Consider the following 14,252-nt stretch of genomic DNA (forward strand, 5'->3'; position numbering starts at 1 on the left):
GCTTTCCGCCTATAACTGGAGGTTTAAGTGAATTTATCGTATATTCTATTTGTCTTCCCAATAACGAAGTTTGGTATGAGATCTATGCCAGTAAAATATCTCTTTCTTGATGAAATAGACGCCTATCCAGGAGATTCAGGAGGAGAGGGAGATCCAGTACTGCTCAGTATTGCTCGAACTAATACATTTGCACGGCGAAAGATTTTTTTAGTATCAACACCAACGATTCATGGAATAAGCAGAATTGAGAAAGAATTTGAAGCAACAGATAAGAGATATTTTTTTGTACCATGTCCATATTGTAATTACTATCAAGTTCTGAAATGGTCACAAATTAAATGGGAAAACAACGACTCAAGAACAGCACATTATGTCTGCACTGAATGTAGCGGCAAAATAGAAAATCATCAAAAAACAGAGATGCTTGAGCGTGGAGAATGGAGACCTACTAATAGAGTAAAAGGTGAGAAAAAAGGATTTCATCTTTCAAGTCTTTATAGCCCAGTTGGATGGTATAGCTGGACTCAAGCAGTAGAAGATTTTCTCCATGCAAAAGAAAGTGAACAATTGCTGAAAGTTTGGATAAACACCACGCTTGGAGAAACTTGGGTAGATAAAGGAGAAGTACCGGACTGGAAGCAATTATTTAACAAAAGAGAGTCTTTTCAAATTGGCACAGTACCAAAAGGCGAAGTAGTCCTCACAGCAGGTGTTGATGTACAAAAAGATCGTTTAGAAGTAGAAGTTGTAGCATGGGGAAAAAGCCGCGAAAGTTGGTCAATAGATTATCAAGTATTTGAAGGAGATACAGGAAGTAGGGAAGTATGGGGAAAACTCTCTGAGCTCTTAAATCATCATTTTATCGGTGAAAATGGGCTTGAATATATGATAAGTATGATGGCGGTTGATGCAGGGTATGCAACACAGGAAGTATACAACTGGGTAAGAGGTCATCAAGGATCTGGAAGAGTAATGGCAGTGAAAGGTGTAAATAAAGCTCTAGTACCACTTAGTAGCCCAAGTAGAGTAGATATAACAGTTGGTGGTCAAAAGCTGAAAAGAGGAATAAAGCTCTGGCCAGTAGGAGTATCGATATTAAAGTCAGAGCTTTTTCAGCTACTTAATGTTTTAAAAAACGGGGAAAAAGAAAAAGTGCCAGCAGGATATTGTCATTTTCCTGAGTATGCACCTGAATATTTTAAGCAACTAATGGCAGAGCAATTAGTCAGTAAAGTAGTGAAAGGATATACCAAACAAGAGTGGCAAAAGGTAAGAGAAAGAAATGAAGTACTAGATTGCCGAATTTATGCAAGAGCTGCATCGATAGCACTGGGAATAGACAGATGGCCAGAGAGTAAATGGAATAGTTTAAGTGAAAAACCAGAAAGTAAAAAATCAAAGAAAATAGTCAAAAGCAAATGGATCAGCAAGCAATAAATGTATAACGAAGATTATTTAATTCAAGTTGAACAAGCAATAAAGAAGCTTCAGAGTGGCGAAAGAGTGGTATCAATTGCATATGGTGACCATGTTGTGAGATATGCTGAAGTTCAGATAAATGATTTGCTCAGCCTCAGACAACGCATCAAAGGTGAACTAAAGATTGCTGGAATGAAGCCTAAACGAAAGATTATTTTTGCAACAAATAAAGGAGTTATATGAGGGAAAATTTTCTGAGAAAAGTTGTAAAAGAGGAATATTCTGAATTTTTAGAGCAATTAAAAACTTTTATAAAACTATGGGAGAATAGAGAGAGTCCAGTAAATGGAATAATAGATTTGTCACATTGGCAAGAAAATGTGGATTTTGAGTTAGCTAAAGAGAATGGTATAGTTGGAGTAATTCACAAGGCAACACAAGGGCTAAAGTATGTGGATTCAAAGTATGCGAAGAGAAGAAAGAAAGCTGAAGAAGAAGGATTACTCTGGGGAGCATATCATTTTGGCACAGAAGGAAACGGCAAGAATCAAGCTGATCATTTTCTAAAAACGGTAGGCGAAAGCAAAAATACCATACTTGCGCTGGATATTGAAGAAAACAAAAGTGGCAAAAATATTACAGTTAAGCAAGCTGAGGAATTTGTAAAGAGAGTTGAAGAAGTAACAGGAAGATTACCCCTAATTTATGGCAGTAGCTATTTTCTTAAGGATTTTGCCACGCCAACTTTGACAAAATGTCCATTATGGATAGCAAGCTGGAGAAAAGAGCTCACATTACCAAAAGGCTGGAATGATTGGATTTTATGGCAATATACTGACGGTAAAACAAGTCCAGAGCCACATGAAGTAGAAGGAATCGGAAAATGTGACAGAAATAAATTTAACGGAACTTTGAAAGAATTAAGAGAATTTTGGTTAGTATGATGCTGAAAAATTTCAAACAACTATTTAGTAAGCCAAAAATCAAAAGTTCTGCTTGGGATGCGTCAGGCTCAGGAAGAAGGGTAATATATTGGCAAGGAGAAGCGGGAAGCATAAATAATTTGCTTTCTCAAAGCCTTGAGCACCTGCGTAGTAGATCACGTGATATGGTGAGAAAAAATCCATATGCAGCAAATATAATTGATACGATAGTAAGTAACTCTATTGGAACAGGAATAAAACCACAATCAAAAGCAAGAGATGGAGAATTTCGAAAGAAGGTGCAAGAATTATGGCTAAGATGGACAGATGAAGCAGATAGTAACGGAGTAAGTGATTTTTATGGATTACAAGCTCTAGTATGCAGAAGTATGATAGAGGGAGGAGAATGTTTTGTACGCCTCCGAAATCGTAAACTCGAAGATGGATTTTCTGTACCATTACAACTGCAAGTACTTGAGTCTGAACATTTAGATAATAAAACAAATCAAACTTTAGGAAATGGTAATGTAATAAGAAACGGGATTGAGTTTAACAGGCTTGGGCAAAGAGAAGCATACTACCTATTTAAAGAACACCCTGGTGAAAGTATGTGTGGAGAATCAGTGAGAGTGCCAGCAAATGATGTTTTACATATTTATAGACCATTAAGACCTGGGCAAATCAGAGGGGAGCCTTGGCTTTCTAATATACTGCTGAAGCTTTATGAGCTTGATCAATATGATGATGCAGAGCTGGTGAGAAAGAAAACTGCAGCAATGTTTGCTGGATTTATTACGAGACTCGATCCAGAAGCAAATATCATGGGAGAAGGAAGCAAGTGAGCAAGGAGTAGCACTATCTGGCCTGGAACCTGGAACAATGCAGCTTTTAGACCCAGGAGAGGACATAAAATTTTCAGAGCCGTCAGATGTCGGTGGAAGTTATGAAGCATTCATGAGACAGCAACTGAGGGCAATAGCAATAGGTACAGGAATAACATATGAGCAGCTAACAGGAGATTTAACAGGTGTTAATTATTCATCCATTCGAGCAGGGCTGATAGAGTTTCGCAGAAGGTGTGCAATGTTACAGCATAACGTGATAGTGTTCCAGTTTTGTAGACCTATTTGGAATAGATGGCTAGAGTTAGCAGTACTTTCTGGAGAACTGAGTATAGATGAAAAAGTAGTAAAAGCAGCGAAAGAAGAAGTGAAATGGATACCACAGGGATTTGATTGGGTGGATCCGCTTAAAGACCAGCAAGCACAGCAAATGGCAGTAAGAAATGGCTTCAAAAGTCGAGCAGAGGTAGTATCAGAAATGGGTTACGATGTAGAAGAAATTGACCAAGAAATAGCAGAAGATCAAAAGCGTGCAAATAGTCTCAACTTAATGTTTGACTCTGATTGTAAAGGGTTATGATGCTCTTAGGAAAAGCATTAATGCTTGAACCAAGGAGTTTTGAGCTACTATCGCTATACAAAGAAAAACAGCCAATTTTCAAAAATCACTCCATCAAAAGTAACGTAGAAAGAACTGCAATTATAGCAATACATGGAATCTTGACAAAAAAGTCAGAAGCTTTTGATGAAATGCTCGGAATGACATCATATAATCAAATAGAAGTACAAATTACACAAGCAATAGAAGATAGTGATATAGAAACAATCCTGTTGGATATAGACAGTCCAGGAGGAGAAGTAAACGGTATATTTGACCTAGCTGATTTTATTTATGAATCAAGAGCAAAAAAGAGGATAATAGCGATAGCAAATGATGATGCATATTCTGCTGCATACGCTATAGCCTCTAGCGCTGAGAAGGTATTTGTGAGCAGAACCTCAGGAGTAGGAAGTATTGGAGTAATAGCAAGTCATATAGATCAAAGTGGATTTAATGAAAAATGTGGAATAAAATATACCACAGTATTTGCAGGAAGTAGAAAAAATGATTTAAACCCGCATGAGCCAATGACATCTGAAAGTCTGGAAAGCTTACAAAAAGAAGTAGACCGACTATATGAAATGTTTGTGCAGCTGATAGCAAGGAACAGAGGTCTTTCAATTGAAAAGATTCGATCAACAGAGGCAGGGCTATATTTTGGCGAGAGAGCAATAGAAATAGGTCTTGCAGATGGAATTACAATTCTTTCATCTATTAATAAAAACAGGAGTATTACTATGAATGAACAAACTACAACTGACCTAGAAACTGATAATTTAACTAAGTATCGTACTGAAGTTCTTGAATTAATACGTTTATGTAACTTATCACGAATGCCAGAAAAGATAGGAGAATTTATTGAGCAAAGCGTAAGTGTTGAGCAAGCCAGGGAAGTTTTAATGGAACTGCTAGCAGAGCGAACGAAGAAGACAGAAATACTGAGTGCAATACCACAGAATTCAGGAGAAGATTTAATGATACAGGTAGCAAGAAGTCGTAGGAGTTAAAGTATTTTTATAACCGCCGTATATAGCATTGATAAAAGCGGCGGTAAGTAGTTAAGGAGAGAAATTTATGAGTTGTATAATCGAACAAAATAATCTAGGTGACTTATTAAAGTATGAGGCATCAAGTCTATATTCAAGAGACCAAATAACTGTAGCGAAAGGTCAAAATATTAAACTTGGTACAGTAGTTGCCAAGAAGACAGATGATGGTTTTATTAGAGTGCTGAACCCCACTGGAACAGACGGCACACAAACAGCAGTAGGAGTAATTACAACCGATATACATAGCAAAGATTCTGATATGAAAGGAGTAATTATTACTCGCAGTGCAATGCTAGCAGATCATGCAGTTGTGTGGCCAGCAAATATCACTGAAGAGCAGAAAAATGCAGCAATAAAGCAACTTGAAGGACGAGGGATCATCCTTCGCAAGGGAGTTTAACTAAAATTAATAGGAAAAAAGGGAGAGAAAAAATGCAAAATCCATTTACAAATACAGCATTTAGCATGACGGCACTAACGAATGCGATAAATATATTGCCGATAAATTATGGACGAGTTGAAAATTTAAATTTGTTTCCAAGTAGGTCAGTAAGATTTAGACATATTACCATAGAAGAACATAATGGAGTTTTAAGCCTATTGCCAACGCAAATTCCAGGAGCACCAGCAACAGTAGGAAAACGTGGCAAAAGAAAGGTAATACCAATTCTCAATAATAATGAGACAAATGAAAAAGAGTGCTTTCCGCCTATAACTGGAGGTTTAAGTGAATTTATCGTATATTCTATTTGTCTTCCCAATAACGAAGTTTGGTATAAGAACATTTACGATTCCACATATTCCACATGATGATGTAGTGTTACCAGAGGAAGTACAGGGAATAAGAGCATTTGGATCAGAAAGTGAACTTAAAGCGCTGGCAGATGTAATAACCGATCATTTACAGCTAATGAGAAATAAACACGCAATAACATTAGAGCATTTGCGAATGGGAGCGCTAAAGGGAATCATTCTTGATGCTGACGGGTCAGAATTATTAAATCTGTACAACGAATTTGAAATCACGCCAAAAGTAGTAAATTTTGCCCTTGGAACAGCAACAACTGATGTAAAGCGTAAGTGTCTGGAAGTATTGCGGCATATTGAGGATAACTTAAGTGGTGAATATATGACAGGAGTTCATGCCTTGGTAAGCCCTGAGTTTTTTGATGCATTAACCTCTCACGTTAAAGTAAAAGAAGCATATGAAAGATGGCAAGAAGGTGCGGCGCTAAGAAATGATATGAGGTCAGGATTTGCGTTCTGTGGTATAATGTTTGAGGAATATAGAGGACAAGCAACTGATCCTGAAGGAACCGTGAGAAGATTTATAGAAAGGGATACGGGGCACTGTTTTCCAGTAGGAACAGCAAGCACATTTACAACATATTTTGCACCAGCAGACTTTAATGAGACAGTAAATACTCTAGGACAGCCACTATATGCAAAACAAGAGCCAAGGAGGTTTGATAGAGGAACAGATTTACATACACAGTCAAATCCTCTGCCAATGTGCCATCGTCCGGGCGTTTTGGTAAAAGTCGCCATAGCATAACATACTGGTAGAGTAACCACAAGTTGGTGAGGCACAAGAGGACTCTACTAGTATATACCTTATTAGCATACTTATGAAAGAATGCAAGCATCGAACAGACGAAATCTGTCAAATCAGAAAGAAACACACAAATTTAAGTTTTTAGTAGTTTTCAAGTATAGTTGTACAGGGAGCGCCTCTGCAGTTATGACCGACATTTTCAATGGTGCCTAAGTGCCCGTATGCAAGCATGGTTTTGGAAGGAACGGTCAAATCATTGATGGAGTCATTTAGACTACCTCGGTTAGGAGATTGTACTATCAACCGTTCCAAGCTGAAGCGTTTCCCTATTACAAATTATATGTAGGAGTTACCATGAAAAAAGCAAAAAGTAAATTAGAAATAGTGAATCCTAATGCAGCAGGAATAGACATTGGTTCAGCTGTACACTATGTGTGTGTACCTGAAGGAAGAGATGAACAACGCGTTCAGAAATTTGGCTGCTTTACTGAAGACCTTCATAACTTAGCACAGTGGTTGAAAAAGTGTAAAGTTACAACAGTAGCTATGGAATCAACAGGAGTATACTGGATTCCTTTATTTCAAATACTTGAGTCATACAAATTCGAGGTAAGATTGGTAAATGCACGGCATGTAAAGAATGTACCTGGTAGGAAGTCTGACGTTCAAGATTGCCAATGGCTCCAACAACTGCATAGCTACGGACTGCTTCATGGATCGTTTAGGCCAGATAATCAGATGTGTGTATTGCGCAGTTACGTGCGGCAACGCAAAAATCTCACTGAAAGTGCATCTACACATATTCTGCGTATGCAGAAGGCATTAATTCAAATGAATATACAATTACACAAGGTTATTAGTCATATTACTGGGATAACTGGTATGAAAATCATTGAAGCTATAATTGAAGGCGAAAGAGATTCTGAAAAATTAGCAGAATTCAGGGACGTGCGAATGAAAAATGATCAGTCTACTATTGCAAAAGCGTTAGCTGGTGACTATAGAGAGGAACACTTATTCACGCTAAAGCAAGAATTTGAATTATATAATATTTATCAAGAAAAAATAGCAGAATGTGATAGAAATATTGAAGCCTATTATAAAACGTTTGAAACAAAGTCTTGTGAAAGCAAACAGCTAAGTAAGCAAAAGAATAAAAATAGCAAAAGTAAGCCAAGCTTTGCTTTGTATGAGGAACTGCACCGAATAACTGGTATGGATTTCACTAAAATTCCTGGATTTGATGTATTAAGTATACAAACCATAATTTCAGAAGTTGGTATAAACCATAGTAAATGGCCAACAGAAAAGCACTTTTCGTCGTGGTTGGGACTCAGTCCTGCTAATAAAGTTACAGGGGAAAAAGTGTTTAACACAAGAACACGTAAAGTCATTAACCGTGCTGCGAATGCTTTGCGAATAGCTGCTCATTCTGTAGGAAATAGTAAAAGTGCGTTGGGTGCATACTACAGAAGATTGAAAAAACGACTAGGAGCACCAAAAGCAATAACAGCTACTGCAAGAAAAATGGCATGCATATTTTATAGTATGCTCAAATACGGACAGGAATATGTAGAAAAAGGAATGGAATACTATGAAACACGCTATAAAGATAGAACTGTAAAAAATTTGATCAAAAAAGCGAGCGAATTTGGCTACATATTAGTTCAACAAGAAGAGTTAGTTGAGTGAGTTTCTTAGGAGAATATTAAGAGATTATTAAAAGATTGTTTTGCCCATTTAGGAGAAGTAGCTTTGTATGAGTCGAAAAATAAGGCGTACATGGTACAAGTATTAAAGCAACAGCCAGATAAATTATACGAGATTGGTGAAGGACAATTTGTAGGAGAAACTTTAGTGTTGGAAGTAAGTGCATTTGATGTACTGCAGCCAATGGTAGGAGATATTTTTGTTATAGGTGATTGCAAATACAAAGTACACACACCACCACTTAGAGATAAATCTGGAATGATCTGGCGAATCGAAGCATCTGGGGTGTAAAATGTCTATTCATATAGAAGTTAATAGTAATAAGGTAATAGATAGTGTAAATGCTAAAAGAGGAAAAATAGAATTAGCAATAGTGGGAGCATTAAACAGAACGGCACTATGGTTAAAAGCGCAAGCAGCTAAGGAAATCAGTGAGGAAAAGAAGATAAAATTGACGGTAATGAGAAGAAGGCTAAGAATTTTTAAGGCGAAAACTAGCAGATTAGACGTGTTAATTAGGGCAAATCTCTATGACATTAGAGCATCGACAATCGACAATTGGCAAAATACAAAAAACAAGAAGAGGATTGAAAGTAGGAAAGCACCAATTTATAGGAGGATTTGCAGCAGTTATGCCAAAAGGAAATAGCGGTATTTTTAAGCGTGAAGGAAGAACAGCATTACCAATACAAGAAGTAAAGCTACCAGTGGAACCAGAAGGCTCAAGAATAATAAAAGACCTTGTTAATTATGAGAGTGAGAGAGAGTTTGAGAAATACTTTAAGCATGAGCTAAACTATATTTTAAAGATATGACAAAGTTCTGGACAGATTTACATCAAGCAATTTGTACTAGACTGAAGGAAGAAATCCTAAATATACAAACATGCGAAGTATACCCGACGATAAGAAAAGAATTGTTAGCACCAGCGGTTTTTGTGGAACTTAGCAGTCTTGAAAAAGGACATGATCCAGGAACAGAAGAATTAGCGTTGAAAGCAAGATTTGAAGCACGAATTGTGATTGATAGCACAATAGAAAATGCAGCTATTATTGTCAGAACACTAGCTGCTGAGGTTGCGAGAGTAGTAAATAAAAATACTTGGAACGTGAAGAATGTTTCGCCAGGAGAATTTATATCAGGAGGAGGAGATGATTTTAGGCCAGAGTTAGATGCGTATTTAGTGTGGTTGATTGAGTAGGTGCATACAATACACGTAGGTCGATCTATTTGGGAAGAAGGAAAATTTAGGCCACACAAAATAGAAATAGGTGAAATAAATGTTAGAAAATAATTTTGCAATTTCGGAGTTACAGAGGAAAATGGCCAACATTGTTCGTATAGGAGTTGTAAAAGAAGTAGATTATGAAAAAGCAAAAGTAAGAGTGAAAATAGGAGAATTTTTAACAGATTATTTACCGTGGATAACGATGAAAGCTGGAGAAGATAGAAGTTGGCTTCCACCTAATATTGATGAGCAGGTGATAGTATTGTCGCCATTTGGGGAATTATCATTAGGGGCAGTGCTGGCTGGAATATATCAACAGAAGTATGCTGCCCCAGAGAATAAAAAAGAAATAAATAGTGTGAAGTTTCAAGATGGAACAAGATTGTTATATGATAAAGAGAATCATCATTTAGAGATTAAAGTAGTAGACAAAATAACATTGAAAGCTGGGGGATCGAGCATAGAGATGACGAAGAGCGAAATAAAACTGAAAGCAGATAGAATAAACCTTAATTAAATGAATAAATCGGTTGTGCGATTAGGGGATTATTGTGGAGAAGCAACACCGCATTTTTGCATTAGTGGGAGTAACAATGTTTTTGTAAATGGTAAGCCAACGTGCAGACAAGGAAACAGTTTTAGTGAAGGAAAAGTAATGATTCAAGGATCAAAAACAGTATTTGCAAATGGCTATGGTGTAGGAAGAGTAGGAGATATAGTTTCATGTGGGTTTAAAGTAATAAAAGGCAGTAAAAACGTGTTTGCAGGCTAAAAATGAAAGGAATGGATGCTAAAACAGGAAAAGCGTTAGAAGGAATAGAGCACTTAAAGCAGTCGATAATTGATATACTGACCACCCCTATTAACAGTAGAATAATGAGAAGAGATTATGGTTCAAGACTATTTGAATTAGTAGATAAGCCAATAAATAGAGATTTAACACTTGAGATATATGCAGCGACAGCAGAAGCACTGGAAAAATGGGAAAAAAGATTTAAGTTAGAAAAAGTAAAGATTGCTGAAGTTAAAGAAGGAAAAATGACTCTTGTACTAGAAGGTATTTATCTTTCAGAAGGCAAATTCATAGATATTAGTGGAATAGTTGTTTAGAAATGCAGACATCTAATATTATTGAAAAACTAAGCTATGAGGAAATATTTTCGAGAATGAAGGAAGAGCTAGTCAGTAGAGATGAAACCTTTTCAGCATTAGTAGAATCCGATCCAGCAATGAAGGTTCTGGAAGTAGCAGCGTGGAGAGAGTTGTTACTCAGACAAAGGATAAACGAAGCTGTAAAGGGTAATTTACTTAAGTTTGCAACAGGAGAAGATCTTGATAATTTAGCTGAGTTTTGTGGAGTAGAGAGGCAGAAAGAAGAAGATGACGAACGATTTAGAAAAAGAATCAAAGCAAAAATAAAGGGGTGGTCAACAGGAGGAAGCAAAGAATATTATCGTTATCATGCACTTTCGGCAGATAGAAGAGTAAAGGATGCATTAGTAGAATCACCTATACCAGGGAAAGTACAAATTTCGATCTTATTCACAGAATTATCCACAACCAGCATAGCGTCAGAAGAGCTACTTGAAATTGTAAAAAAGCAGGTTACTAGAGATGATATAAGGGTTTTAACAGATACAGTAACAGTAATTGGTTGCAATATTACGGAAATAGATATTCACAGCAGAATGAGCATAAGTCCTGTAATATCAGAGGAAGAAATCAAGAAGCAGTTCATCAAGAAGTTTGAAGCAAATAGAAGGCTGGGATGGGATGTTACAAGATCGTGGATAATAGCGAATTTGTTTGTGGAAGGGGTGGAAAACGTAGAATTAATAGAACCAAAAGAGGATGTTGTGGTTCTGGGAAATGAATGTGCAAATTTGAGAAATTTAAAGATTGAGTTGAATTAATGTTACTGCCACTAAATGCAATAAAACAGGAAAAAGCGCTAGTAGAAGCAACAGATTACAAGGTTAATCCAGGCTGTATAAGAGGGTTTAAATTTAGATTAGAAGAAAGAATATTACCTTGGCTAATTGAGGAATATGAATTGGGGGCAATTCTGCGCTGGGTAAAAGATAAAAGAAGAGCTATAGTAGAAGGAGTAAAATTTCAAAGACTGCGAGGAACACCTGAATCACTTGAAATAGCACTAAAATGGGCAAATATAGAAGACATTACAATTATCGAAGAACCACCTGGCAAGCACTTTTTTGAATTGCAGATAGGAATAAAAGATGTACCAAATGACTTTTTTGTAGATGCAGTTGTGGAACTTGCGAAACTATCGTTACCCGTAAGATCGCGGCTAATGAGGATTTTCAATGATCACTACAACGTTGATAGGTTTATTTTAGATGAAAGCTTTTTTGGAAGTTTGTTATCGGATTACTCAGGGATAAAAATTGAAAAAGATGGACCAGTATTATCATTTGGAAGAGTAAATTTTTTCAGATTTAGTGGTACATCAATTAAGGTTATAGAGAGTTATCTACGCAACCATTATGAACAAGCGCTTAGTAATGACATATATCGGTTAGATGCAGCAGTGCTTGGGGAAACAGAGCCTCACACAAAGGATTACAAAGGCATCTATGAAAGAAATCATCAGTGGTACAATTTAAAAGCACTATATCCACTACCACAGAGCTTATTACCATCGATTAAATTTGCTAAAGCGCAGATAGTATTATCGGACAGTTGGAACTTAGGAGAAATAAATGCGTGCTTTCCAGTTAGTAGTGTAGAGGAAAGAGGGAATAAATTTGTATTGGGAAGCGATAAACTGTCTGAACAATTTTGGAATTTAAAACATAAGCCAATTTTAGAAAGGTTTAGCGTTACTCACCACTACAAAGTAGAAAACTATACAGATCAGAAGATTACAAAATATGGTTTAGCAGAACACAATATTAAGTATGAAAACGATTTAGATTCAGAGCAAAAAGACTCAATACACGAATTAGAAAAGCACATTTTAGTATTTTACCCAGGAGTACTAAAGTGGCATGAACATCGACATTTGCACAGAAGTTGGAAAAATAGTCAAGTAATATCTATAATAAGTTAAGTACTTATATTTAGATACTCATATATTATATTAATAATAGGTAAAAGTGTATGAAATAAAAAGAAAAAGACTTGCTTTCTCATGCTAAAAAGGACATGACTTGAATAGCAGCAGGTAAATATAAGAAATTTATCTGACGCTAGAAAAGCTAATTTTGTGAGGTATGAAATGAGTTTTAGCAAGAGTAAGTTTTTTAAAGAAGTATCAAGTAACGGGTTTAAAAACATTAATAAAAGAAATGAAGAAGGAGAGACGATATTGCACCAAGCAGTAGAAATCTCCAATTACAAAACAGTGAGATTATTAATAAAAAAAGGGGCAGAGGTAAATGCAAGAGATAAAAATGGTTATACACCACTACACTGTGCAGTATTTGCGAAAAGCTTAGAAAATGTAAAAGTGCTGCTAAGGTCGGGAGCAGAAGTAAATGCCACTCAATATGTCAGTGGATGTACGCCACTCCACTCTGCGTGCAAAATAGGAGGAGCAGGAGTTGAAATAATAAAAGAGCTAGTAAAGGCAGGGGCTGAGGTTAATCAACTGAATAAATATGGTGCAACACCAATGTATTACATCTGGGAAAGTGAAAAGTATCGTCTATGTGATAGCAAAGAAAGTGAAAAGGCAAGTAAATTTTTGAGAGAAAAAGGAGGAATAACAAAAAGTAGAAAACTGACGTGCTATGGAATAGAGGGGCTAGTGGGAGAAATAGCAGACATGTTGGATAGGAGCTATATGCCGGAGCTAAAAATAATAGAGATAGGAGAAATAAGGAAGAGAGACAAATCACTAATAAAGGAAGAATGTCAAAATTTAGCAAGCAAAATAATGAGCCAAGTGAATGAAATGATAGATGAGGTAGAAAATGTAGTAGGAAGAAAGGCTTAAAAAGGGGACTTGATTTTAAAGAAAAGGTGAGGTGGATTATGTTAAAGCTTGGCAAATTTAATAAATCAGTAAAAGAATTATTAGAGAACTCATTTAAAAGTATTTATGCAAGAGACGAAAAGGAAAGAACAGCTCTGCATTATGCAGTAGAAGCAAAAACAGTGAAGTTATTAGTCGAAAAAGGAGCGAATGTGAATGCAGCAGATGCAAGAGGATATACAGCACTGCATCTAGCGGTAACGGAGAAACGCCTAGAAACCGTGAGAGAATTGATAAAGTCAGGAGCAAATGTAAATGCTGAAGAGTATGGCAATAAATGCACTCCATTGCACCTTGCATGTATGGTAGGTGAAAAAGAAATAGTGGAGGAGCTAGTAAAAGCAGGGGCTGAAATAGAGCAAGCAGATAAATTTGGAATGACAGCAATGGATTATGCAAAAAATAGCAAAGAGATAACCAAGATATTGAAGAAAGAAACAGACAGAATTGAAAAGTTATTTGAGAAATTGTGAGAGGCTAAAAGATATGGAAAAAAGTGTAGAAATAGAAAAGAAAGTAATGAATTTAGAGAAAAAAGCGTTGGTAGAGTTGAGGAGAATATGGAAGAAGGTATATGGGGAAGAAGCGCCTAGATACTCAAAGAAATATCTGGTACCAAGATTAGCATATAGGTTGCAAGAGGAGGCGTATGGAGAAATATCAAGAAAAGGTTCAAAAAGACTAGAGTATCTGGCAGATCGGCTAGAGAAGGGAAAGAGAATAAGTAGTGACAAACTGCCAGTAGAAGGAACAGAGCTAATATTAGAGAGAGGGGAAGAGACTCACGCGGTAATGGTAACAGATAAGGGTTTAATCTACAGAGAAGAGTTTTACACGTCATTGTCGGCAGTAGCAGGGGAAATAATGGGAATGAGTTACAACGGACCTTTATTATTTGGAATGCGTGATAAAAATGGAAGTTGAA

Annotated in this window: 14 protein-coding genes and 6 pseudogenes; all 20 read left to right on the forward strand. The window is 36.5% G+C overall.

The annotated features are described in order from the left end of the window. Positions 1-78: 78 nt before the first annotated feature. Positions 79-1,437, forward strand: a pseudogene (locus tag AAGD99_RS08310) (phage terminase large subunit family protein); the annotation flags it as partial. Next, on the forward strand, positions 1,438-1,662 hold the full coding sequence (locus AAGD99_RS08315) for a gpW family head-tail joining protein (protein WP_114517459.1): 225 nt from the start codon (positions 1,438-1,440) through the stop codon (positions 1,660-1,662). It begins immediately after the preceding pseudogene. Next, positions 1,659-2,363 (forward strand): glycoside hydrolase family 25 protein, encoded by a 705-nt coding sequence (locus tag AAGD99_RS08320; protein ID WP_264735722.1) that lies wholly within the window; start codon positions 1,659-1,661, stop codon positions 2,361-2,363. Before AAGD99_RS08315 ends, AAGD99_RS08320 begins: the two co-directional genes overlap by 4 nt. Then, a pseudogene (locus AAGD99_RS08325) lies at positions 2,360-3,764 on the forward strand (phage portal protein). Before AAGD99_RS08320 ends, AAGD99_RS08325 begins: the two are co-directional and overlap by 4 nt. After that, the gene (locus AAGD99_RS08330) at positions 3,764-4,792 is read left to right on the forward strand and encodes a S49 family peptidase (RefSeq protein ID WP_341823231.1); all 1,029 of its coding nucleotides are present in this window, start codon (positions 3,764-3,766) and stop codon (positions 4,790-4,792) included. Before AAGD99_RS08325 ends, AAGD99_RS08330 begins: the two are co-directional and overlap by 1 nt. A gap of 67 nt (positions 4,793-4,859) precedes the next feature. Beyond that, complete coding sequence (locus tag AAGD99_RS08335) at positions 4,860-5,234, forward strand: head decoration protein (protein WP_341823129.1); 375 nt, start codon at positions 4,860-4,862, stop codon at positions 5,232-5,234. 32 nt (positions 5,235-5,266) lie between these two features. Then, a pseudogene (locus AAGD99_RS08340) lies at positions 5,267-5,494 on the forward strand (major capsid protein); the annotation flags it as partial. Positions 5,495-5,612: 118 nt separating this feature from the next. Next, positions 5,613-6,389: pseudogene (locus tag AAGD99_RS08345) on the forward strand (major capsid protein); the annotation flags it as partial. Between the two features lie 354 nt (positions 6,390-6,743). Next, on the forward strand, positions 6,744-8,081 hold the full coding sequence (locus AAGD99_RS08350) for an IS110 family transposase (protein WP_264704179.1): 1,338 nt from the start codon (positions 6,744-6,746) through the stop codon (positions 8,079-8,081). Positions 8,082-8,171: 90 nt separating this feature from the next. Next, on the forward strand, positions 8,172-8,390 hold the full coding sequence (locus tag AAGD99_RS08355) for a hypothetical protein (protein ID WP_341823128.1): 219 nt from the start codon (positions 8,172-8,174) through the stop codon (positions 8,388-8,390). Between the two features lies 1 nt (position 8,391). Then, positions 8,392-8,914, forward strand: a pseudogene (locus AAGD99_RS08360) (phage tail protein). Continuing rightward, positions 8,911-9,393: pseudogene (locus tag AAGD99_RS08365) on the forward strand (hypothetical protein). Before AAGD99_RS08360 ends, AAGD99_RS08365 begins: the two co-directional pseudogenes overlap by 4 nt. Continuing rightward, the gene (locus tag AAGD99_RS08370) at positions 9,380-9,844 is read left to right on the forward strand and encodes a phage baseplate assembly protein V (RefSeq protein WP_264735712.1); all 465 of its coding nucleotides are present in this window, start codon (positions 9,380-9,382) and stop codon (positions 9,842-9,844) included. Before AAGD99_RS08365 ends, AAGD99_RS08370 begins: the two are co-directional and overlap by 14 nt. Continuing rightward, positions 9,845-10,099: a PAAR domain-containing protein gene (locus tag AAGD99_RS08375; protein WP_264735711.1), complete on the forward strand. Its 255-nt coding sequence runs from the start codon at positions 9,845-9,847 to the stop codon at positions 10,097-10,099. 2 nt (positions 10,100-10,101) lie between these two features. Next, positions 10,102-10,437, forward strand: coding sequence for a GPW/gp25 family protein (locus AAGD99_RS08380; RefSeq protein WP_341823126.1), 336 nt, complete (start codon positions 10,102-10,104; stop codon positions 10,435-10,437). 2 nt (positions 10,438-10,439) lie between these two features. Then, positions 10,440-11,240 (forward strand): baseplate J/gp47 family protein, encoded by an 801-nt coding sequence (locus AAGD99_RS08385; protein WP_341823124.1) that lies wholly within the window; start codon positions 10,440-10,442, stop codon positions 11,238-11,240. Then, on the forward strand, positions 11,240-12,400 hold the full coding sequence (locus AAGD99_RS08390; RefSeq protein WP_341823123.1) for a phage tail protein: 1,161 nt from the start codon (positions 11,240-11,242) through the stop codon (positions 12,398-12,400). Before AAGD99_RS08385 ends, AAGD99_RS08390 begins: the two co-directional genes overlap by 1 nt. A gap of 168 nt (positions 12,401-12,568) precedes the next feature. Next, entirely contained in the window at positions 12,569-13,288 is a 720-nt protein-coding gene (locus tag AAGD99_RS08395) for an ankyrin repeat domain-containing protein (protein ID WP_341823122.1), read from the forward strand. A gap of 38 nt (positions 13,289-13,326) precedes the next feature. Continuing rightward, a complete protein-coding gene (locus AAGD99_RS08400; protein WP_341823121.1) occupies positions 13,327-13,800 on the forward strand; it encodes an ankyrin repeat domain-containing protein in 474 nt (157 codons plus the stop codon). Positions 13,801-13,813: 13 nt separating this feature from the next. Continuing rightward, positions 13,814-14,251, forward strand: a complete 438-nt coding sequence (locus tag AAGD99_RS08405; RefSeq protein ID WP_341823120.1) for a DUF2924 domain-containing protein — start codon at positions 13,814-13,816, stop codon at positions 14,249-14,251. The last annotated feature ends 1 nt before the right edge of the window (position 14,252 follow it).

Origin of the sequence: Wolbachia endosymbiont (group A) of Clivina fossor, assembly GCF_964026865.1 — a bacterium.
Taxonomy (GTDB): domain Bacteria; phylum Pseudomonadota; class Alphaproteobacteria; order Rickettsiales; family Anaplasmataceae; genus Wolbachia.

Excerpts from the sequence above, each read along its gene's own strand:
- AAGD99_RS08315 (WP_114517459.1), top strand. The coding sequence starts at position 1,438 with ATGTATAACGAAGATTATTTAATTCAAGTTGAACAAGCAATAAAGAAG.
- AAGD99_RS08320 (WP_264735722.1), top strand. The coding sequence starts at position 1,659 with ATGAGGGAAAATTTTCTGAGAAAAGTTGTAAAAGAGGAATATTCTGAA.
- AAGD99_RS08330 (WP_341823231.1), top strand. The coding sequence starts at position 3,764 with ATGCTCTTAGGAAAAGCATTAATGCTTGAACCAAGGAGTTTTGAGCTA.
- AAGD99_RS08335 (WP_341823129.1), top strand. The coding sequence starts at position 4,860 with ATGAGTTGTATAATCGAACAAAATAATCTAGGTGACTTATTAAAGTAT.
- AAGD99_RS08350 (WP_264704179.1), top strand. The coding sequence starts at position 6,744 with ATGAAAAAAGCAAAAAGTAAATTAGAAATAGTGAATCCTAATGCAGCA.
- AAGD99_RS08355 (WP_341823128.1), top strand. The coding sequence starts at position 8,172 with ATGGTACAAGTATTAAAGCAACAGCCAGATAAATTATACGAGATTGGT.
- AAGD99_RS08370 (WP_264735712.1), top strand. The coding sequence starts at position 9,380 with ATGTTAGAAAATAATTTTGCAATTTCGGAGTTACAGAGGAAAATGGCC.
- AAGD99_RS08375 (WP_264735711.1), top strand. The coding sequence starts at position 9,845 with ATGAATAAATCGGTTGTGCGATTAGGGGATTATTGTGGAGAAGCAACA.
- AAGD99_RS08380 (WP_341823126.1), top strand. The coding sequence starts at position 10,102 with ATGAAAGGAATGGATGCTAAAACAGGAAAAGCGTTAGAAGGAATAGAG.
- AAGD99_RS08385 (WP_341823124.1), top strand. The coding sequence starts at position 10,440 with ATGCAGACATCTAATATTATTGAAAAACTAAGCTATGAGGAAATATTT.
- AAGD99_RS08390 (WP_341823123.1), top strand. The coding sequence starts at position 11,240 with ATGTTACTGCCACTAAATGCAATAAAACAGGAAAAAGCGCTAGTAGAA.
- AAGD99_RS08395 (WP_341823122.1), top strand. The coding sequence starts at position 12,569 with ATGAGTTTTAGCAAGAGTAAGTTTTTTAAAGAAGTATCAAGTAACGGG.
- AAGD99_RS08400 (WP_341823121.1), top strand. The coding sequence starts at position 13,327 with ATGTTAAAGCTTGGCAAATTTAATAAATCAGTAAAAGAATTATTAGAG.
- AAGD99_RS08405 (WP_341823120.1), top strand. The coding sequence starts at position 13,814 with ATGGAAAAAAGTGTAGAAATAGAAAAGAAAGTAATGAATTTAGAGAAA.